This window comes from Dactylosporangium sp. NPDC006015 (assembly GCF_040614215.1).
Taxonomy (GTDB): Bacteria; Actinomycetota; Actinomycetes; order Mycobacteriales; family Micromonosporaceae; genus Dactylosporangium; species Dactylosporangium maewongense.
Window position 1 is genome coordinate 102,694 of sequence record NZ_JBEXUD010000010.1, and the last position, 19,165, is coordinate 121,858.

Here is a 19,165-nt window from a genome sequence, read left to right on the forward strand (position 1 = left end):
CGTGCCGACCTTCGCCCTCGGACCCAACCAGTACGGCAAGGCCGAGATCCGCATCGTGCGCGTCACCCGCGGGCCCGGCGGCGACGAGCTCATGGACCTCAACGTCAGCGTCTCCCTGCGCGGCGACCTCGCCGCCAGCCACCTCACCGGCGACAACGGCGCCGTGCTGCCGACCGACACGCAGAAGAACACCGTCTACGCGTTCGCCCGCCAGCACGGCATCGACGACATCGAATCATTCGCGGCGCGGCTGGCCCGGCACTTCGTCGGCTCCCAGCCGAGCATCCACGGCGCCCGGGTCCACGTCGAGCAGTACCCGTGGCGGCCCGTCGACGGCCGCCACACGTTCCGCCGCGACGGCGGCGAGGTGCGCACCGCCACCGTCCACCACGACGCGGAGCACACCCAGGTCGTGTCCGGCGTCCGCGACCTGGTGCTGCTCAAGACGACCGACTCCGAGTTCCACGGCTTCGTCAAGGACGCCTGGACCACCCTGCCCGAGACCCGCGACCGGATCCTCGCCACCAGCGTGAACGCCACCTGGCGGCACACCGGCTCGGCGGACCACGGCGCGGCCCGGGCCGCTCTGGTCGAGGCGTTCGCCGCCACCCACAGCCTGGCGCTGCAGCAGACCCTGTTCGCGATGGGTTCGTCAGTACTGGCGGCGTGCCCGGACGTCGTGGAGGTGAAGCTGTCGCTGCCCAACCGGCACCACTTCCTCGTCGATCTGGCCCCGTTCGGGCTCGACAACCCCGACGAGGTGTACTACGCCGCCGACCGGCCGTACGGGCTGATCGAAGGGACCGTCAGGCGCGACGACGATGTCGCCGAGGAGGTCACGTGGAGTTTCTGAGACCGTCCACCTGGGACGAGGCCCTGGCCGCGAAGGCCGAACACCCCGACGCGGTGCCGATCGCCGGCGGCACCGACATCATGGTCGAGCTCAACTTCGACCGCCGCCGGCCGCCCGCACTGCTCGACCTGACCCGGGTCGCGGCGCTCACCGACTGGGCCACCGACGGCGACCGGCTGCGGATCGGCGCCGGCGTCACGTACCGGCGCATCATCGACGAGCTCGGCACGCGCCTGCCCGGGCTGGCCATGGCGGCCAGGACCGTCGGCTCACCCCAGATCCGCAACCGCGGCACCGTCGGCGGCAACCTCGGCTCCGCCTCACCCGCCGGCGACGCGCACCCGCCGCTGCTCGCCACCGGCGCCGAGGTCGAGGTCGCCTCCGTCCGCGGCACCCGCACCGTCGCCGTCACCGACTTCTTCCAGGGCCCCAAACGCAGCGTCCTGGCCCCCGACGAGCTGATCGCCGCGTTCCTCGTGCCGGCCGCGAAGGGGCCGCAGCAGTTCGCGAAGGTCGGCACCCGCAACGCGATGGTCATCGCGGTCTGCTCGTTCGCCCTCGCGCTCGACCCGTCCCGCCGCAGCGTCGGCACGGGCATCGGCTCCGCCGGGCCGACCCCGCTGCGTGCCACGGACGCCGAGTCCCTGTCCGCCGAGCTGCCGTGGGAGGACCGCGCGCCGCTGCCGGACTCGCTCGCGCGGCGGTTCGGCGAGCTCGTCGGCGCCGCCGCCCGGCCGATCGACGACGTGCGCGGCAGCGCGGCCTACCGGCGGCACGCGCTGGCCGTCCTCGGCCGCCGCACCCTGCGCTGGGCCTGGGAGGAGCACCGATGCGCGTGAACCTGACCGTCAACGGGGAGGACCGCCAGGCCGACGACGTCTGGCCGGGGGAGAGCCTGCTGTACGTGCTGCGCGAACGCCTCGGGCTGCCCGGCGCGAAGAACGCCTGCGAGCAGGGCGAGTGCGGATCGTGCACCGTCTACCTCGACGGGACCCCGGTCTGCGCCTGCCTCGTCGCCGCCGGCCAGGCCGAGCACCGCGACGTCCGCACCGTCGAAGGGCTGCCGGACGCGGACGGCCTCGACCCGGTCCAGCAGGCGTTCCTCACCGCCGGCGCGGTCCAATGTGGATTCTGTACCCCCGGCCTCGTCGTCGCCGTCCACGACCTGCTCGCGCGCAACCCGGTGCCCAGCGATCCCGACATCCGCGAGGCCCTCGCCGGGAACCTGTGCCGCTGCACCGGCTACGAGAACATCGTCGCCGCGGTGAAGCTGGCGGCCGGCGAATGATCGTGATCGAACACTGCGCGGTGTCCACGGTGGACGGCGCCGGGACCGAGCACGCCGACGGCCACGTCGCCGTCGAGGGCGACCGGATCGTCGCCGTGGGACCCGGCCCGTACGAGGGCGCGCCGGACGCGACCCGGGTCGACGGCACCGGCTGCCTCGCCACGCCCGGGCTCGTCAACACCCACCATCACCTGTACCAGTCGGCGACCCGCGGCTACGCCCAGCAGGAGATCCTCTTCGGCTGGCTCAAGGAGCTGTACCCGGTGTGGGCCCGCATCGACGCGGGGACCGTGCACGCCGCCGCCACCGCCGGCCTCGCCAAGCTGGCGCTGTCCGGCTGCACCACCAGCACCGACCACCACTACGTGTTCCCCCGCGACGGCGGCGACGTCCTCGCCGCGGAGATCGAGGCGGCCGCGGCGGTCGGCCTGCGCTTCCACCCGTGCCGCGGGTCGATGGACCTGTCCGTCAAGGACGGCGGCCTGCCACCGGACAGCGTCGTGGAGGACACCGACGCGGCCCTCGCCGCGACCAAGGACGCGATCGACCGCTTCCACGACCCGTCGCCCGGCGCGATGGTGCGGATCGCGGTCGCGCCCTGCAGCCCGTTCTCCGTCACGCCGCGGCTCATGCGCGAGGCCGCGGACCTGGCCCGCTCCGAAGGGGTCCGGCTGCACACGCACCTCGCCGAGACCGTGGAGGAGGAGGCGTACTGCCGGGAGGTCCACGGCTGCACGCCCGTCGACTACGCCGAGTCGCTCGGCTGGCTCGGCGACGACGTGTGGCTGGCCCACGCGGTACACCTGGATCCCGGCGCGATCGCGAAGCTCGGCGCCACCGGCACCGGCGTCGCGCACTGCCCGAGCTCCAACGGGCGGCTCGGCGCCGGCATCGCCCCCGTCCGCGACCTGCTCGACGCGCGGGTGCCGGTCGGTCTCGGCGTCGACGGCGCCGCGTCGCAGGAGGCCGGGCAGCTCGGCCCGGAGCTGCGCCAGGCCCTGTACCTGGCCCGCCTGCGGGGCGGGCCGGCCGCGCTCACCGCCCGCGAGTCCCTGGCGCTGGGCACGATCGGCGGCGCCCGCTGCCTCGGCCGCGCCGACGAGCTCGGCTCCCTGGAGGCCGGCAAGCTCGCCGACGTCGCCCTGTGGCGGCTCGACGGCATCGGCCACGCCGGCATCGACGACCCGGTCGCCGCGCTCGTGTTCGGCCCGCCGGCGCCGCTGCGCCTGCTGCTCGTCGGTGGCCGCGTCGTCGTCCAGGACGGCGCGCTGTCCACGGTGGACGAGGCCATGGCCGCCGCGGCGCTCGCCCGGGCGGCCCGCAAGCTCCGGGAGGCCCGATGACCGCGCCTCCATCGCCCTGCCCACTCGCAGGTGCGGGCTCTCGCACGGTCTTGGAGGCGCGATGACGACCGCGGCGCTGGGCACGCAGCAGGGCATCGGCACCTCGCCGCAGCGGCCCGACGGCACCCTGAAGGTGACCGGCGAGTTCGCGTTCTCCTCCGACCTGTGGGCCGACCGCATGCTGTGGGGCGCCACGCTCCGCAGCCCCCACCCGCGCGCCAGGATCGTCCGCGTCGACATCACGGGCGCCGTCGCCACCACGGGCGTGCACGCGGTCCTCACCGCCGCCGACGTGCCCGGCGCCAAGCGGTACGGCCTCGAGGACCGCGACCAGCCCGTCCTCGCCATCGACCAGGTCCGCTACGCGGGCGAGCCTGTCGCCATCGTCGCCGCCGACCACCCGGAGACCGCCCGCCGCGCGTGCGCCGCGATCGTCGTGGAGTACGAGCCGCTCCCGCCGATCACCGATCCGGTCGCCGCCATCGACTCCGCGGACACCGTCCACGACAGGGGAAACCTGCTGCGGCACGTGCCGATCCGCAAGGGCGACCAGTCCGTCACCGCCCCGGTCGTCGTCACCGGCGAGTACGAGGTCGGCATGCAGGACCAGGCGTTCCTCGGGCCCGAGTCGGGCCTCGCGATCCCCGCCGAGGACGGCGGCGTCGACCTCTTCATCGCCACCCAGTGGCTGCACGGCGACCTCGACCAGGTCGCCGACTGCCTCGGCCTGCCGGCTTCGAAGGTGCGGCTCAGCCTCGCCGGTGTCGGCGGGGCGTTCGGCGGCCGCGAGGACGTCAGCATGCAGGTCCACGCGTGCATGCTCGCGCTGCACACCGGCCGCCCCGTGAAGATGGTCTACTCGCGCGAGGAGTCCTTCCACGGGCACGTCCACCGGCATCCGGCGCGCATGTGGTACGAGCACGGCGCCGACACCGACGGCAGGCTCGTCTACGTGAAGGCACGCATCGTGCTCGACGGCGGCGCGTACGCCTCCACGTCCAAGGCCGTCGTCGCGAACGCGACCACGCTGGGCGTCGGACCGTACACGGTGGACAACGTGCTCGTCGACGGCTACGCCGTCTACACGAACAACCCGCCGTGCGGCGCCATGCGGGGGTTCGGCGCCGTGCAGGCGTGCTTCGCCTACGAGTCCCAGATGGACAAGCTCGCCGCCGTGCTCGGCATGGACCCCGTCGACGTCAGGACCCGCAACGCCATCGCGCCCGGCGACACCATGCCGACCGGCCAGGTGGTGCGTGGCCCCGCCCCCGTCGCCGACCTCCTCGACCGGGTCCGCGCCGCGCCGCAACCCCCGGACCGCGGCGGCGACCTGCGGGAGCTGCCCGGCGGCGTCGCCAACACCACCCATGGCGAAGGCGTGCGCCGCGGTGTCGGCTACGGCGTCGGCATCAAGAACGTCGGCTTCTCCGAAGGGTTCGACGACTACTCCACCGCCCGCGTCCGGCTCGAGGTCGTCGGCGGGGAGCCGGCCGCCGTCGTGCACACCGCCGCCGCCGAGGTCGGCCAGGGGCTCGTCACCGTCCAGGCCCAGATCGTGCGCACCGAGCTCGGCGTCGACCAGGTCACCGTCGCCACCGCCGACACCACCATCGGCAGCGCCGGCTCCAGCTCGGCGTCGCGGCAGACGTACGTCACCGGCGGCGCCGTCAAGGCCGCCTGCGCCGCCGTCCGGCGGGAGCTCGGCCGCCGCATCGGCAGGGACGACTTCGCCCTGCAGGGCGGCAAGCTCGTCACCGGGGAAGGGGAGCTGATCGCGGACCTCGCCGACGTGCTCGGCGACGTGCCGGTCGAGGAGACGGTCGAGTGGCGGCACCGGCCGACCACGCCGCTGGACCCGCTGACCGGCCAGGGCGACGCGCACGTGCAGTACGCGTTCGCCGCGCACCGCGCGACCGTCGACGTCGACGTCGAGCTCGGCCTCGTGCGGGTCGTCGAGATCGTCACCGCGCAGGACGTCGGCCGGGCCCTGCACCCGCAGTCGGTGCGCGGCCAGATCGCCGGCGGCACCGCTCAGGGCCTCGGCCTCGCCGTGATGGAGGAGATCCAGGTCGACGGCGGGCTCATCCGCAACCCGTCGTTCACCGACTACCTGATCCCCACCATCCTCGACGTCCCGCCGATGCGCATCGACGTGCTCGAGCTCGGCGACCCCGACGCGCCCTACGGCCTGCGCGGCGTCGGCGAGCCGCCGACGATCTCGTCCACCCCGGCGATCGTCGCCGCGATCCGCGCCGCGACCGGCCTCGCGCTCAACCGCGTCCCGGTCCGGCCCGAACATCTCACGGGGACCTGAGCATGGGACTCACCGACCTCGACCTCGAAGAGCTGCTCGCGAGCGCCGAGCACGCCGGCGACACACCGCCGCCCGCGCCGGTTACCCGCCGCCCCGTGCACACCTGCTACGTGCCCGCCGACCGGTTCAGCGCCACCACGGTCCGCGACTGGGGAGCGCTCGCGCTGGCCGCCCTGGAGGAGCACGGGCTCCCGGGCTTCTCCGAGTCCATTGTGGACATGGTACGGACGAAGCTCGCCGGCGAACCGGTCGAGGACCTGCGCGTCGACTTCGAGGACGGCTACGGCGTGCGCCCTTCCCCCGTCGAGGATGAGCACGCCCTCGCGGCGGGCGCCGCCCTGCGCGCCTGTGCCGTGCCGTTCAGCGGGCTGCGGGTGAAGAGCCTCGAACCGGCGACGGTGCGGCGTGCCGCCCGCACCCTCGACCTGTTCCTGTCCGCGCTCGGCCCGCCGCCGCCGGAGTTCGTCGTCACGATCCCGAAACCCACCTCGGTCGCGAACGTCGACACCGCGGTCCTGCTGTGCCGCCAGCTGGAGCACGCGCACGGGCTGGAGGAGGGGCGGCTGCGCTTCGAGCTGCAGGTCGAGACCCCGCAGGCGGTCCTCGGCCCGGACGGCACGTCGCCGCTGCCGCTGATGATCCTCGCCGCGCGCGGGCGGCTCACCGGGCTGCACTACGGCACGTACGACTACAGCACCGCCCTCGGTGTCGCGCCCGCGCACCAGGCCCTCGACCACCCGGTCGCCGACCACGCGAAGGCGGTCATGCAGGTGGCGGCGGCGTCTGCCGGCGTCCACGTCGCCGACGGCTCCACCAACATCCTCCCCGTCGGCGACACCGCCGCCGTGCACGCCGCGTGGCAGGTGCACGCCCGGCTGGTGCGCCGCAGCCTCGAACGCGGCATCCACCAGGGCTGGGACCTGCACCCGGCGCAGCTGCCGACCCGCTACGCGGCCACGTTCGGCTTCTACCTCGACGGCCTGCCCGAGGCCCGCCGGCGCCTCGACGCCTACCTGTCCCGCCGTGACAGCGGCATCCTCGACGAGCCCGCCACGGCCCGGGCCATCGCCCGTTTCCTGCTCCGCGGTGTCCACTGCGGAGCCCTGTCGGCGCCCTCCGTCGGGCGGACGATCGAGGAGTTGGTGGCTCTGTGACGTTCACGCTGCGCTCGCGGCAGGTGTATCTCCCGGACGGCCCGCGCCCGGCGACCGTCACCGTCCACGACGGACGGATCGCCGCCCTCGGCCCCGTGGACGCCGACTGCGACGAGGACCTCGGCGACCTCGTCCTCCTGCCGGGCCTCGTCGACACCCACGTGCACGTCAACGAGCCCGGCCGCACCGAGTGGGAAGGGTTCGCCACCGCCACCCGCGCCGCGGCCGCCGGCGGCGTCACCACCATCATCGACATGCCCCTCAACTCGCTGCCCCCGACGACGACCGTCGCCGCGCTGCGCGAGAAGCAGGCCGCCGCGACCGGCAAGTGCTGGGTCGACGTCGGCTTCTGGGGCGGCGCCGTCCCCGGCAACGCCGGCCAGCTGCCCGCGCTGCACGACGCCGGGGTCTTCGGCTTCAAGAGCTTCCTCGCCGACTCGGGCGTCCCCGAGTTCCCGCCCCTGGACCGCGATGGCCTTGCCGCCGCGTTCGCGAGCGTCGACGCGCTCTTCGTCGTGCACGCCGAGGACCCCGGGCACCTGCGCGACACCCTCGCGTCCCGCGCCTACCCCGACTTCCTCGCCTCCCGGCCGCCGGTGGCCGAGGTCGCCGCCGTCGGCACCGCCCTGTCCGCCGCTGCCGCCGCGGGCGTGCGGGTGCACATCCTGCACCTGTCGGCCGCCGACGCGCTGCCGCTGCTGCGCGAGGCCGCCGCCGGCGGGGTCCGGGTCACCGCCGAGACCTGCCCGCACTACCTCACCCTCGACGCGCACGCCGTCCCCGACGGGGCCACCGAGTTCAAGTGCTGCCCGCCGATCCGTGACGCCGTGAACCAGGACGGGCTGTGGGCGGGCCTCGCGGACGGCACCATCACGGTCGTCGTGTCCGACCACTCACCCAGTACACCAGACCTCAAACGCCGGGAGAGCGGTGACTTCGCGGCCGCGTGGGGCGGCATCGCCTCGCTGCAGGTCGGCCTCAGCGCCGTCTGGACCGAGGCGCAGGACCGCGGCTTCACCCTCGCCGACGTGGTGCGCTGGATGGCGCTGGGACCCGCCGACCTCGTGGGCCTGACCCGCAAGGGACGCATCGCGGTGGGCGCCGACGCCGACCTGGTCGCCTTCGCCCCCGACGAGCCGTTCGTCGTCGACGCGACCGCCCTGCACCACCGGCACCCCGTGACGCCCTACGCCGGCGCCGCGCTGCGCGGGGTCGTCCACACCACCTGGCTGCGCGGCGTGCCGGTCGGCGACACTCCACACGGAACGCTGCTGCGGCGCTCGGAGGATCGATGACCTTCACGGACCTGCCCGACCTGGCGTCCCGGCTGCTCGGCGGCGGCGTGGTCGACGCCAACGACGAGTTCTTCGCCGCCCGCGACAACCTCGTCAACCCGGAGCCGTCCACGTTCGAGACGTGGACGTTCGGCCCCAAAGGGAAGGTCTACGACGGCTGGGAGACCCGCCGGCGCCGCACCCTCGGTCCGGACCTGCACGACTGGGCCGTGGTGCGCCTCGGCGCCCCCGGCGCGGTGCACGGCGTCGTCGTCGACACCGCCCACTTCACCGGCAACTACCCGCCGCACGTCTCGGTCGAGGGCTGCGAGGTCCCCGGACATCCCGCACCCGCCGCGCTGACCGGCTGGTTCCCCCTCGTCGGCCGGTCGGCCGTGCGGGGCGACACGCGCAACCTCTTCGAGGTCACCGACCACCGCCGGGTCACCCACGTGCGGCTCAACATCTTCCCCGACGGCGGCGTCGCCCGCCTCCGCGTGCACGGCGTCGTCGACCCCGACCCGGCGCTGCTGCACGGCATGACCGTCGACCTCGCGGCCCTGGAGCTCGGCGGTCTCGTCGTGGACTGCAGCAACCGCTTCTACGGCTCCGCCAACAACCTCATCCTGCCCGGCCACGCGCGCGTCATGGGGGACGGCTGGGAGACGGCCCGCCGCCGCGACGACGGCAACGACTGGGTCCTCGTCCGCCTGGCCGCCCGGGGCACCATCCGCCTGGCCGAGCTCGACACCACCCACTTCAAGGGCAACGCCCCCGCCGCCGCCACGCTCCGCGGCACCCTGGACCCCTCGTCCGATGCGGCCTGGTTCGACCTGCTGCCCCGGGTCGACCTGCAGCCCGACACCAGGCACCGCTTCCGCCTCGACAGCACCGTCCCCGCCACCCACGTCCGCCTCGACGTCTTCCCCGACGGCGGGATGGCCCGCCTCCGCCTCTTCGGCGAGACCCTCTGACGCCGATGGTTGCATCTGGTACCCACGGGTAAGGTTCCCCTGACTTCCGGGCAGTGCGTTCGGGGCAGGGCCTTCCGGGCAGCGGATGTGACAGGAGGACGGGTGACCGCTACCGCGATCGACTCCGGGCTGTTCCGCCGTGTCCTGCGCCGCCACGCGGCCGCGGTGGTCGTCGTCACCGCGCCGGGCTCCCCGCCGACCGGTTTCACGGCGACGTCCTTCACGTCCGTCTCGCTGGACCCGCCGCTGGTCTCCTTCTGCGTCGCCAAGGCCGCCTCGGCGTGGCCGATCGTCCGCGGCGCCGGCCTGGTCGGCGTGCACGTCCTCACCGCCGGGCAGGAGCCCGTGGCCCGCACGTTCGCCGCCAGGGGTGCCGACCGCTACGCGACGTACGCCGCGGCCGGCGGCACCTGGACCTCAGGCCCTGACGGCGTCCCCCTGCTGGACGGCGTGCTGGCGGTCCTCATCTGCGAGGTCGTCAACCACGTCGAGGCCGGCGACCACGTGATCGTCGTGGCGTCCCCGGTCCACGCCGCCCACCATTCCGACGCCACCGCGACGCCGCTCGTGTACCACGACGGCAGCTACCTGGCCCTCGACCGCTGACCCGCGGCCCGGTCGCCCGCCTGACCTCACCCTTCCGACCCCGGCCGGCCGGCTACGGGGCGGACCAGACCTCGGTGGCGACGCGGCGGAAGTTGCCGCCCAGGACGGCGGTCACGGCATCCGCCGGGTAACCCCTCGCCTCCAGGGCCGCCTCGACCTGGAGCAGGCCCTCCGGCGGCATGAGCTCGATCGGCCCCCATCGCGTGTAGCTCTCCGGGAACAGCTCCGGGTTGGTCGTCATCTCCTGGACGAGGTCCTCGTGATCGAACGCGAAGTCGCTCGCGACGCCGACGTGGTCGGGTCCCACCAGCTCCACGGCGTAGTCGATGTGCCGGACGAGCGCTTCGACGGAGGCGTCGTTCGGTCCGAGGAAGATCCCGACGCCGGTGATGCCGATGACCCCGCCGGTCGCGGCGCACGCCCTGGCCTGCTCGTCGGTCACGTTGCGGGGGTGGTCCCACACGGCCCGCATGGACGAGTGGCTGTACACCATCGGCCGCTGCGTCACCTCCGCCAGGTCGAGGCCCGTCCGGATGCTGCAGTGCGACCCGTCCACGACCATGCCGACGGCGTTCATCTCCCGGACGAGGTCGCGGCCGTAAGCGGTCAGCCCCTCGTCCACCTCGTCGAGGCAGCCCGACCCGGCCGCGTTGCGCAGGTTGTAGGTCGGCAGCATGGTCCGCACGCCCAGGTCGAAGAACTCCCGGACGCGCCCGAGGTCCCCTTCGAGCGGCCCCGAGTCCTCCAGGTCGAACGCGACGGCGATCCCGCCGTCCCGGTGCACCCGGTCGATGTCGGCGACCGACTCGCCCAGCACCATCTCCTCCTCGAGTGCCACCCCGGCCCGGAACGCCGCAAGGAACGTGCGGACCTCGTCGGCGCTGTGCGGTGCGTACCCGACGTTGACCGACGCGAACGTCCCGCCCGGCCTCCGGTAGCGCCGCAGGTCGCTGACCCGTGCCCGCACCGAAAGCGGCAGGCAGGTGTGCTGCTCCCACAGCAGCCGATCAACCGTCATACGGGCACGCTACCTGCATGTCTTGGCCGCCGCCGAGGGGCGTGGTTACGCTCGCCGGGTGAAGCGTGCCCTCGTGGTCGGCAACAGTGACGGGATCGGACTCGCGCTCACGCAGCGTCTCGTCGCCGAGGGGTGGAGCGTCACCGGCGTGTCACGCAGCCCGCGGGACGGCGTCGTGCAGCACGTCGTGGACGTCACCGCGGACGAGTTCCCCGCGGTGCTCGCCGGGATCGGCCCGGTGGACCTGTGCGTGTACGCGGCCGGCGTCGGCGAGATGTTCGACCCCGCGGACCTCGCGGCGCAGACGAGGGCGCTCCAGGTGAACCTGATCGGCGCGGCCCGGACCGTCGAGGCGGTCGTGCCGGGCATGCTCGCGGCCGGGCGCGGCCATGTCATCGGGCTGTCGAGCCTCGCCGACGTGCTCATCTCCGCCGACGCGCCCGGGTACGCCGCCTCGAAGGCCGGCCTGACCTCCTACCTGCTCGGCCTGTCGGCGGCGCTGCGCCCGCGCGGCGTGGCGGTCACCGCGGTCAGGTTCGGGTTCGTCGACACGAAGATGGCCCAGGGTGCCGCGAAGCCGATGCTGGTCAGCGTCGACCGTGCGGTGGACGTGCTCATGCAGGCCGTTCGCACCCGCCGGCCCGTGGTGTCCTACCCGAGAAGGATGTCCGTCGCCGCCCGGGCCCTGCGGATGATCACGCGGAGCACCCTGAAGCGGTGACCGTGCCGCACCGCCCGTGACGGCGCCGCGCGGTGGCGTCAGGGGGTGCGGGTCCGGGCGTCGAGGTCCGCCTCGTGGTGGACGGCGTCTTCGAGGCGGCGGCGCAGGTCGTACACCTGCCGCAGGACGAACCGGAGCGGCAGTCCCGGCTCGATCTCGGTGCGGCCGCCGTCCCCGGCCTCGTCGACCAGCCGCTCGGCGAGGCGGTCCAGCGCCCGTTCGCCCTCGAACAGCAGCCGGAACGCCTGTTCCCTCGTCTCCGGCGGCTCTACGGCCGCGTGCAGGCCGGTCCACTCGTCGTCGAGCCAGCGGTCCACGACGCCGGTGAGGACGAGGACGGCGTTGGTGCGGTCGGCGGGGTCGGTCGCGGCGCTGACGTGCGCGTCGAAGCGGGACCGCAGTCCGGCGACGCCCCACCCGGTGGCGAGGACGCCGCGCGCCGCCCAGCGGACCGTCCCCGTCGAGCCCGACCACGTCTCCCACGCGGGGCTCCACAGCGCCAGGTCGAACGCGTCCCGGCCGGCGGCGCCGAGCAGCGCCAGGCCGAGGAGCAGCCCGCCGTTGCAGTCGGTCGAGGCGCCGGTCGTCCCCCAGTCGAGGAGCCGCCGCGCCCACGACGGGTCGCCGGTCTTCACGGCGAGGGCGGGCAGCAGCTCGGGGAACAGTCCGCGGCCCTCGTGCCGGCGCAGCTCCGCGGCCACGTCGATGCCGTCGCACCTGAGGTGGAGGAGGCCGAGCACCGCGCTGCACTGCGCGTCCCAGTCCCCTTGCAGCGCGTGGTCCCAGAGGATGAGGGTCGCCGGCTCGTGGCCGAACCAGCCGACCACGTGCAGCACCTCGGGGTTGCGGTCGTGCACGGCGAGCAGCGCCGCCGCGGTGGAGCGGTCGCCGTGGCACGCGAGCACCGGCAGCAGCGCGCCGCGCGCCTCGGGGTCGTCGAGGAAGCAGGGCAGCAGCGCCGCGGCGTCGTGGGCGTCGCCGGCCCGCCTGATCGCCCGTGCCGCGGCGCGGACCCAGACGTCGTGCCGGCCGGCCGCCCCGCGCTCGTGACGGCGGATCAGTTCCCGGGTGAGGTCCAGCATCGCCCGCCGACTCTAGTACCCCGGGGCGGGCACGACCGGGCTGCGCGGTCGCGCGGACCCGGCCCGGTCGTGGTCATGCCCGCCAGGGTGGAGGCCATGCCCGCTTGGCCAGGGTGGAGGTCATGCCACAGCTGGCCGGGTGGTGGTCATGCCGGCCGGTGGTGGCATGCCAAGGCTTCGCCGGTGGTGGCATGCCGCTGCCTCGCCGGTGGCGGTCAGGCCAGGGCCTCGACCAGCTCCTTGCAGAACGCAGGCAGGTCGTCGGGCTTGCGGCTGCTGATGAGCGGGCCGTCCACGACGACCTCCTCGTCGACCCACGTGGCGCCGGCGTTGCGGAAGTCGGTCTGCATCGACGGCCACGACGTCACGCGGCGGCCGCCGACGCCGCCGGCCTCGATGAGGACCCAGCCACCGTGGCAGATCACGGCGACGGGCTTGCCCGAGGCGACGAAGTCCTTCACGAGGCCGACGGCGGGTCGCTGCCAGCGCAACAGATCACCGTTGCCGACGCCGCCGGGTAGGACGAGGGCGGCGTAGTCGTCGGCGCGGGCGTCGGCCGCGGTCACGTCGACGTCGAACGCGTCGGCCTTGTCCAGGTGGTGGTATGCCTGCACCCGGCCCGGCTCGGGCGAGACCAGGCGCGGCGTGTGACCCGCGTGTTCGACGGCCTTCCACGGCTCCGTGAGCTCGACCTGCTCGATGCCCTCCTTGGCAACCAGAAATGCGACGTTCATCGTCGATATCCTCCTTCTGTGTCGCGTTCCCCAGTTGCCTACCCGCTGCGCGACCACCCAAGCGTGTGACGGCTCACCCGTGGCGCCGGGACGCCGCTGTCCTCGAACCGAGACGTCGAGGAGGGTCGATGGCCAAGGCGACGGTGACCGCGGCGTCACGCCCTTCCGGCAGTTCCCGGCCGTCACACCCTTCCGGCAGCTCCCAGCTGCCGGAGCTCAAGGCGTCGTGGTGGGAGTCGCACAGCGTGGCCTTGGCCAGCGTGCGGTTCAGCGCGATGGCGCGGCGTCTTCCGGCGGTCCTCCGGCAGGCGGTCACGATCGCGTGGCAGGCCAGCCGCCGCGACACCGTGGCCGCGCTGGCGTTCAACCTGCTCGCCGGGGTCGCGACCGCGTTCGGGCTGCTCGCGACGCGAGGGGTCCTGCAGGCGCTGTTCGCCGCGGGTCCGACCCTGGACCGGGTCCGGGCGGCGGTGCCGTCGCTGGTCGTCGTCGCCGCCGCGACCTTCGTGCGGAGCGGACTGTCGATCATCGCCGGCTGGGCGCAGGCGCGCCTCGAGCCGCAGGTGCTCACGACCGCGGAGCGGCGGCTGTTCGAGCTGACGACGCAGGTCAAGCTGGCCGCGTTCGACGACGCCGGGTTCTCCGACGAGATGGAGCGCGCCCGCAACCGCGGGTCGCTCGCGGTGCAGTTCCTGACCCGCGGCGCGATCGACCTCACCGCCGGGCTCGCCGGGCTCGCCGCGACCGCGGTCACCCTCGCGCTGCTGCACCCCGTGCTGCTCGGCGCGCTGCTGCTGGCCAGCGTCCCGGCCGCGTGGGCGGCGGTGCGGGCGGCCCGCCTCGCCTACCTCAGCAACCACGCGCGCACCAGCCGCCGGCGCCGGCTGTGGATGCTGTCCGACCTGATGGCGAACCGGGCCACGGCCGCGGAGCTGCGCGCGTTCACGATGCGGCCGTTCCTCCTGCGCGAGTACGACATCATGGCCGGCGCGGAGACGAGGACGGAGCTGGAGGTCGTCCGGCGCCAGACGATGACCCGGCTCGTCGGCGGCGTGTTCTCCGGCGTCGCGACGTTCGGGGTGTACGTGGCGCTCGGCGCGCTCCTCGTCGACCACCGGCTGCCGCTCGCCGCGGCCGGCACCGCGGTGCTCGCGCTGCAGGCGGCCCGCAACGCGCTCGCGCTCGCCGTCACCAACGTCAACCGCGTCTACGAGGAAGGGCTGTACTTCAACGACTACACCGACTTCCTGGCCCGCGCCGGCGAGCGGATGCCGCCCGTGACCAGGGAGGCGACCGTGCGGGCGCCGGCGAGCATCGAGGTCCGCGACGCCACCCTGCACTACGCGGAGACCGACGCGCCCGCGGTCCTCGGCGCGAACCTGACCGTCCACCGCGGACAGACGATCGCGCTGGTCGGGGAGAACGGCTCCGGCAAGACCAGCCTCGCGCGGCTCATCGCCGGGCTGTACCACCCGGACAGCGGCACCGTGTCGTGGGACGGCACGCCGCTGTCCACCGTGGACCCCGAGGACGCGTGGCGGCACGTGGCGATGGTCAGCCAGGAGTACTGGCACTGGCCGTTCACCGCGGAACGCAACATCCTGCTCGGCACGAACGACGACCCGCGCGGCGGCACGAACGACGGCCCGCGCGACGGCCCGCGCGACGGCCCGCGCGACGGCCCGCGCGACGGCCCGCGCGACGGCACGAACGACGGCACAAACGACGAGCCGCGCGAGAACACGCACGACGGGCTGGTCGAGGCCGCCGCGCGCAAGGCCGGCGCCCACGACATGATCGCCGGGCTGCCGGCCGGCTACGACACGCTGCTGTCGCGCAACTTCGCCGGTGGCCAGGACCTGTCCGGCGGCCAGTGGCAGCGCCTCGCCGCCGCGCGGGCGTTCTACCGCGACGCGCCGGTGCTCATCTGCGACGAGCCGTCCGCGGCGCTGGACGCGAGGGCCGAGCACGCGCTGTTCGCGGCGCTGCGGGCCGGCGCGCCCGACCGGATCACGGTGCTCATCACGCACCGCCTCGCCAACGTCCGCCACGCCGACCACATCTACGTCCTGCACGAGGGGCGCGTCGTCGAGCACGGCGCCCACCTCGACCTGCTCGGCGCCGGCGGCACGTACGCGGAGCTGTTCGCATTGCAGGCGACGGGGTACACGGCCGCTTGATACCTTCGCGGCGTGATCGAGGTGCATGCCCGCAGGGCCACCGCGGCCGACGCCGGCGAGCTGGTCCGGCTGCGGATGGTGATGTTCCAGGCGATGGACGGTGTGGTGCTCGAGCCGGGGGACTGGGCCGAGCAGACCGCAAGCTCGTTGCGCCGGCGGCTGCCCGGCGACGACGCGCGGACCGCGGCGTTCGTGGTCGACCGGCCCGGCGAACCGGGACGGCTGGCGGCGTGCGCCGTCGGCGTCATCGACGAGCGGCTCGGCTCCCCGTCGAACCCGACCGGCCTGAGCGGCTACGTCTTCAACGTCTCCACCGACGACGGCTACCGGCGCCGCGGCTTCTCCAAGGCGTGCGTGGCGGCCCTGCTCGGCTGGTTCCGGGACAACGGGGTCGTCCGGGCGCAGCTGCACGCCTCCGAGGAGGGCTACGAACTCTACCGCGGGTTCGGTTTCCGCGATGTGGACCACCCGTCGATGGTGATCGCCCTCTGACCGGTCAGGCGGCGGGGCGGCCGGTGCGGGCGGCGTCGAGGGCGGACTGCAGCGAGCGCCGGTAGCCGTCGCTGGTGTAGGTGGCGCCCGAGACCGTGTCGAGGTCGGCGCTCTGGCGTTCGAGGGCCTGCGCACGCAGTACCGGTGCCGCGCGCATGCCGATCTCGATCCCGCGGGCCGCGGCCGTCGGGAGGCGCACCGTGACCACGTCGACGAGGCGGCCGCCGCGGACGTCGGCGCGGACCTGGACGGGCCCGAACGGGTTGGTGAAGACCGCGCCGAGGTGGGAGCCGTCCATCATCCGGGACGGGTCCACGACGCGGACACCCGGCGCGGGCTGGGAGGCGACGGCCGGGGCGTGGGCCGTGGATGGGCCGGACGGGCGGGTGGCGGCGGCCGGCGGGACCGCGGCCGGGAGCTGGGACTTCACCGCGACCAGGAGCGCGGTGAGCACGCCGGTGCCGAGGACGGCTATGCCGATGCGTCGCATCAGAACTCGAACGGGTCGAGGTGGATCTGGCGGGCCGGCACCCCGGCCCGGCGCAGCGCCACCACGGACGCGTCGACGAGACCGGCCGACCCGCACAGGTACACGTCGCGGCGGGTCAGGTCCGGCACCAGCTCGAGCAGCCCGCGCGGGCTGAACGCGCGCCGCGGGCCGGGGTCGTCACGGCCGCCGGTGACGTACCAGACCTGCGCGTCGCGCGCCTCGGCGAGCAGCGACAGCTCCTCCCGGAAGACCAGCTCGCCGGCGTTGCGCGCCCGGTACAGCACGACCGTCCGCGGCGGGAGCTCCTCCAGCAGCGCCCTGATCGGGCCGATGCCGCTGCCACCGGCGATGAGCAGCGCACGGGCCTGCCGGCGGCGGTCGGCGGTGAAGTCGCCGCTGGGGCCCTCCACGAAGACGCGCGTGCCGGGGCGCAGCCGGCGCAGGCCGGCGGTGTGGTCGCCGACGACCTTCACGGTCAGCCGCAGCCAGTCGTCGTTCGGGGCCGCCGACATCGAGAACGGGTGCGCCTGCCACCAGTTGCGGTCGTCGAGGAACCGCCAGCGGAAGAACTGGCCGGCGCGGACCCGCAGCTCCGGCAGCCGGTCGCCGCCGATGTAGATGGAGATCATGTCGGGGCCTTCGAGCACGACGGACCGCACCCGGAAGCGGTGCCGCAGGTTCATCCGTACGGGAGCGAACAACCGACCCCAGAGGACCGCGCCGACGACCGCGCACCACAGCGCCAGCGAGAAGGCGCGCGAGAAGCCGGGCGCCGACATCTCCTGCCCGACCGCGAACTGGTGCCCGACCGAGAGCACCAGCACCAGGTAGGACGTGAGGTGCAGCAGGTGCCAGACCTCGTAGGACATGCGGCGCCGCAGCAGCGGCAGCGCCAGGACCGCGAGCGCCACGAGCAGCCCGGTGCCGACGAACGCGCCGAGCATCCCGGTGTACTTGTCGACCGTGAGCAACCGGACGACCTCGCGGGCAGGCCCGACGCGTTCGAGCTTCGCGTACCCCAGGACGGTGAACGCGGCGTGGGCGAGCACCGCGGCCACGACGAACACGCCGAGGTCGCGGTGCCAGTGCAGCAGGTCCCGGGCGCCCAGCCAGCGGTCCAGCCAGGCGACCCGGGACATCAGCAGCACCTGCACCAGCAGGACGTAGCCGGCGACGAGCCCGGTGATCCGCCCCACCGCCGTCAGCGACGTCGCCGGGTCGCGCAGGAACCCGGCGGGCGTGTTCCACCACCACGGCAGCAGCGTCGCCACCAGCCCCAGCCAGAACGCGGCGATCGTCACCGCCCGCCACGCGTCGACGGAGCGCCGGCGCCGGTACGGCCGGCGGAACTCACGCGGGATGACCGCCCCTGGAACTGGCTCTCGTAGTGCCCCTTGAATGTCCACCGGGGACGGTCTTACCAACCGCGTGGGCCGGCGGCCAAACCCTTCAGGTGCTTTTAAAGCGGCCCTAATCCAAGGGCCGTCCACACTGGACTCAGTCCAGAACGGACAGCCGGTAGAAGCGCCAGAAGTCGTGCTCGATCGGCAGCACCGTGCACGACAGGCCGGCCTGCGCCGCCCACCGGGCCACCGTCGGCGCGCGCAGCGCGGTCCCGGCCGCCTCCACCGGATCCTCCGCCATCGTCGCCGGCAGGCAGTGCAGGACGCTGAACGCGTACTGCAGCCGCTCGACCTCACCCGCCGGCGCGGTGAACTCGTCGGCCACCCGCTCGTCGGCGACGAGCACCGCTCCGCCCGGCGCGAGCAGGCCTCGCACGGTCCGCAGCACCCCGGCCGGGTCGCCCATGTCGTGCAGCGCCTCGAAGATCGTGACGAGGGCGTAGTCGCCCGCCGCGGCCGTCGCGTCCTGCCGCAGGAACGACACCCGGTCCGCGAGCCCCGCGTCGGCCGCGGCCCGCCGGGCCGCCGCGATCGACGCCTCGTCCAGGTCGATGCCGGTGACCGCGGCCCGCGGGAACGCCTCGGCGAGCGCGAGCGTCGACGCGCCGGCGCCGCACCCGAGGTCCAGCACCCCGGCCGCGGGCGCCTGCGCCAGCCGCTGCACCACGTCGGGCAGCGCCGGCAGCCACTCCTGCGCGAGGCTGTGCCGGAAGCCGGGCAGGTTCATCGCCGCGATGCCGTCACGGGTGAACGGGCCGTAGTCGGCGTACGGGACGCCGTCGCCGGTCCGGTACGCCTCGGCCAGCGCCGGCACCGCCTGCGCCACCCCGGCGAACACGGTCACGAGCCCGACCCCGGACGCGGGATGCGCCGGGTCCAGCAGCACGTCGGCGGTGCCGTCCGGCAGCCGGAACGTCCGGTCCGCAAGCGACGTGCACTCCAGGTACCCGGCCGCGGCCTGCTGCTCCAGCCACTCGCGGGCATACCGCTCGGCGATCCCGGCCTGCTTGGCGAGGACCGCGTCGGTGGCGCCGGGATGCTCGTGCAGCACCTGGTACAACCCGAGTTGGATGCCCAGGTGCACGCTGAACAGCTCGGTGCCGGCCAGCAGCTGCGCGAGGAGGCGCTCGGTCAGGTTCGGGCTCTCGGTGTCAGTCATGCCCTCAAGGCTGAGCCCTCCGGCTGTCGAACCGCGTACAACCGGAGTACGTGAACTGTACGAGACCCGTGAACCATTCC

The 19,165-nt window shown here is 74.2% G+C and carries 18 protein-coding genes; 12 read left to right on the forward strand and 6 right to left on the reverse strand.

All coding sequences use genetic code 11. From position 1 onward, the window contains the following. The first annotated feature begins 1 nt into the window (after position 1). The 9 genes from pucL to ABZ321_RS19775 all read left to right on the forward strand — a co-directional run bounded on the left by pucL (position 2) and on the right by ABZ321_RS19775 (position 9,806). Complete coding sequence (gene pucL / locus ABZ321_RS19735; RefSeq protein WP_344502701.1) at positions 2-853, forward strand: factor-independent urate hydroxylase; 852 nt, start codon at positions 2-4, stop codon at positions 851-853. Continuing rightward, positions 841-1,692, forward strand: coding sequence for a xanthine dehydrogenase family protein subunit M (locus ABZ321_RS19740; protein WP_354893028.1), 852 nt, complete (start codon positions 841-843; stop codon positions 1,690-1,692). Before pucL ends, ABZ321_RS19740 begins: the two co-directional genes overlap by 13 nt. Beyond that, entirely contained in the window at positions 1,683-2,141 is a 459-nt protein-coding gene (locus tag ABZ321_RS19745; RefSeq protein WP_344502699.1) for a (2Fe-2S)-binding protein, read from the forward strand. Before ABZ321_RS19740 ends, ABZ321_RS19745 begins: the two co-directional genes overlap by 10 nt. Next, positions 2,138-3,484: an 8-oxoguanine deaminase gene (locus tag ABZ321_RS19750; RefSeq protein WP_344502698.1), complete on the forward strand. Its 1,347-nt coding sequence runs from the start codon at positions 2,138-2,140 to the stop codon at positions 3,482-3,484. Before ABZ321_RS19745 ends, ABZ321_RS19750 begins: the two co-directional genes overlap by 4 nt. Positions 3,485-3,545: 61 nt before the next feature. Beyond that, positions 3,546-5,798 (forward strand): xanthine dehydrogenase subunit D, encoded by a 2,253-nt coding sequence (gene pucD, locus ABZ321_RS19755; RefSeq protein ID WP_354893032.1) that lies wholly within the window; start codon positions 3,546-3,548, stop codon positions 5,796-5,798. Between the two features lie 2 nt (positions 5,799-5,800). Further along, positions 5,801-6,952 (forward strand): hypothetical protein, encoded by a 1,152-nt coding sequence (locus ABZ321_RS19760; RefSeq protein ID WP_354893035.1) that lies wholly within the window; start codon positions 5,801-5,803, stop codon positions 6,950-6,952. After that, positions 6,949-8,247 (forward strand): allantoinase AllB, encoded by a 1,299-nt coding sequence (gene allB / locus ABZ321_RS19765; protein WP_354893038.1) that lies wholly within the window; start codon positions 6,949-6,951, stop codon positions 8,245-8,247. The genes ABZ321_RS19760 and allB overlap by 4 nt, the downstream gene beginning before the upstream one ends. Then, complete coding sequence (gene alc / locus ABZ321_RS19770) at positions 8,244-9,200, forward strand: allantoicase (protein WP_354893041.1); 957 nt, start codon at positions 8,244-8,246, stop codon at positions 9,198-9,200. The genes allB and alc overlap by 4 nt, the downstream gene beginning before the upstream one ends. A gap of 102 nt (positions 9,201-9,302) precedes the next feature. Next, a complete protein-coding gene (locus tag ABZ321_RS19775; protein ID WP_344502693.1) occupies positions 9,303-9,806 on the forward strand; it encodes a flavin reductase family protein in 504 nt (167 codons plus the stop codon). Between the two features lie 52 nt (positions 9,807-9,858). Here ABZ321_RS19775 and ABZ321_RS19780 read toward each other — a convergent pair whose 3' ends face one another. Next, on the reverse strand, positions 9,859-10,824 hold the full coding sequence (locus tag ABZ321_RS19780; protein WP_344502691.1) for a membrane dipeptidase: 966 nt from the start codon (positions 10,822-10,824) through the stop codon (positions 9,859-9,861). 58 nt (positions 10,825-10,882) lie between these two features. Here ABZ321_RS19780 and ABZ321_RS19785 point away from each other — a divergent pair, with 58 nt between their 5' ends. Further along, complete coding sequence (locus ABZ321_RS19785) at positions 10,883-11,545, forward strand: SDR family NAD(P)-dependent oxidoreductase (RefSeq protein WP_354893045.1); 663 nt, start codon at positions 10,883-10,885, stop codon at positions 11,543-11,545. Positions 11,546-11,583: 38 nt separating this feature from the next. On the opposite strand, the gene ABZ321_RS19790 is transcribed toward ABZ321_RS19785, so the two are convergent. Then, positions 11,584-12,627, reverse strand: a complete 1,044-nt coding sequence (locus tag ABZ321_RS19790; protein ID WP_354893048.1) for a hypothetical protein — start codon at positions 12,625-12,627, stop codon at positions 11,584-11,586. Between the two features lie 215 nt (positions 12,628-12,842). After that, a complete protein-coding gene (locus ABZ321_RS19795) occupies positions 12,843-13,361 on the reverse strand; it encodes a type 1 glutamine amidotransferase domain-containing protein (protein ID WP_354893051.1) in 519 nt (172 codons plus the stop codon). Positions 13,362-13,489: 128 nt separating this feature from the next. Between ABZ321_RS19795 and ABZ321_RS19800 the strand changes: the two genes are divergently transcribed. Both ABZ321_RS19800 and ABZ321_RS19805 read left to right on the forward strand, forming a co-directional pair. Then, on the forward strand, positions 13,490-15,541 hold the full coding sequence (locus ABZ321_RS19800) for an ABC transporter ATP-binding protein (RefSeq protein ID WP_354893054.1): 2,052 nt from the start codon (positions 13,490-13,492) through the stop codon (positions 15,539-15,541). A 12-nt stretch (positions 15,542-15,553) separates the two neighbouring features. Beyond that, a complete protein-coding gene (locus tag ABZ321_RS19805) occupies positions 15,554-16,033 on the forward strand; it encodes a GNAT family N-acetyltransferase (protein WP_354893057.1) in 480 nt (159 codons plus the stop codon). Positions 16,034-16,037: 4 nt separating this feature from the next. Here the strand turns inward: ABZ321_RS19805 and ABZ321_RS19810 are convergent, their stop codons facing one another. From ABZ321_RS19810 to ABZ321_RS19820, 3 genes are all read right to left on the reverse strand, one after another. Next, complete coding sequence (locus tag ABZ321_RS19810; protein ID WP_344502685.1) at positions 16,038-16,523, reverse strand: FMN-binding protein; 486 nt, start codon at positions 16,521-16,523, stop codon at positions 16,038-16,040. After that, a complete protein-coding gene (locus tag ABZ321_RS19815; protein ID WP_354893061.1) occupies positions 16,523-17,929 on the reverse strand; it encodes a ferric reductase-like transmembrane domain-containing protein in 1,407 nt (468 codons plus the stop codon). Before ABZ321_RS19815 ends, ABZ321_RS19810 begins: the two co-directional genes overlap by 1 nt. Before the next feature lie 91 nt (positions 17,930-18,020). Beyond that, the gene (locus tag ABZ321_RS19820; RefSeq protein ID WP_354893064.1) at positions 18,021-19,085 is read right to left on the reverse strand and encodes a class I SAM-dependent methyltransferase; all 1,065 of its coding nucleotides are present in this window, start codon (positions 19,083-19,085) and stop codon (positions 18,021-18,023) included. Between the last annotated feature and the right edge of the window lie 80 nt (positions 19,086-19,165).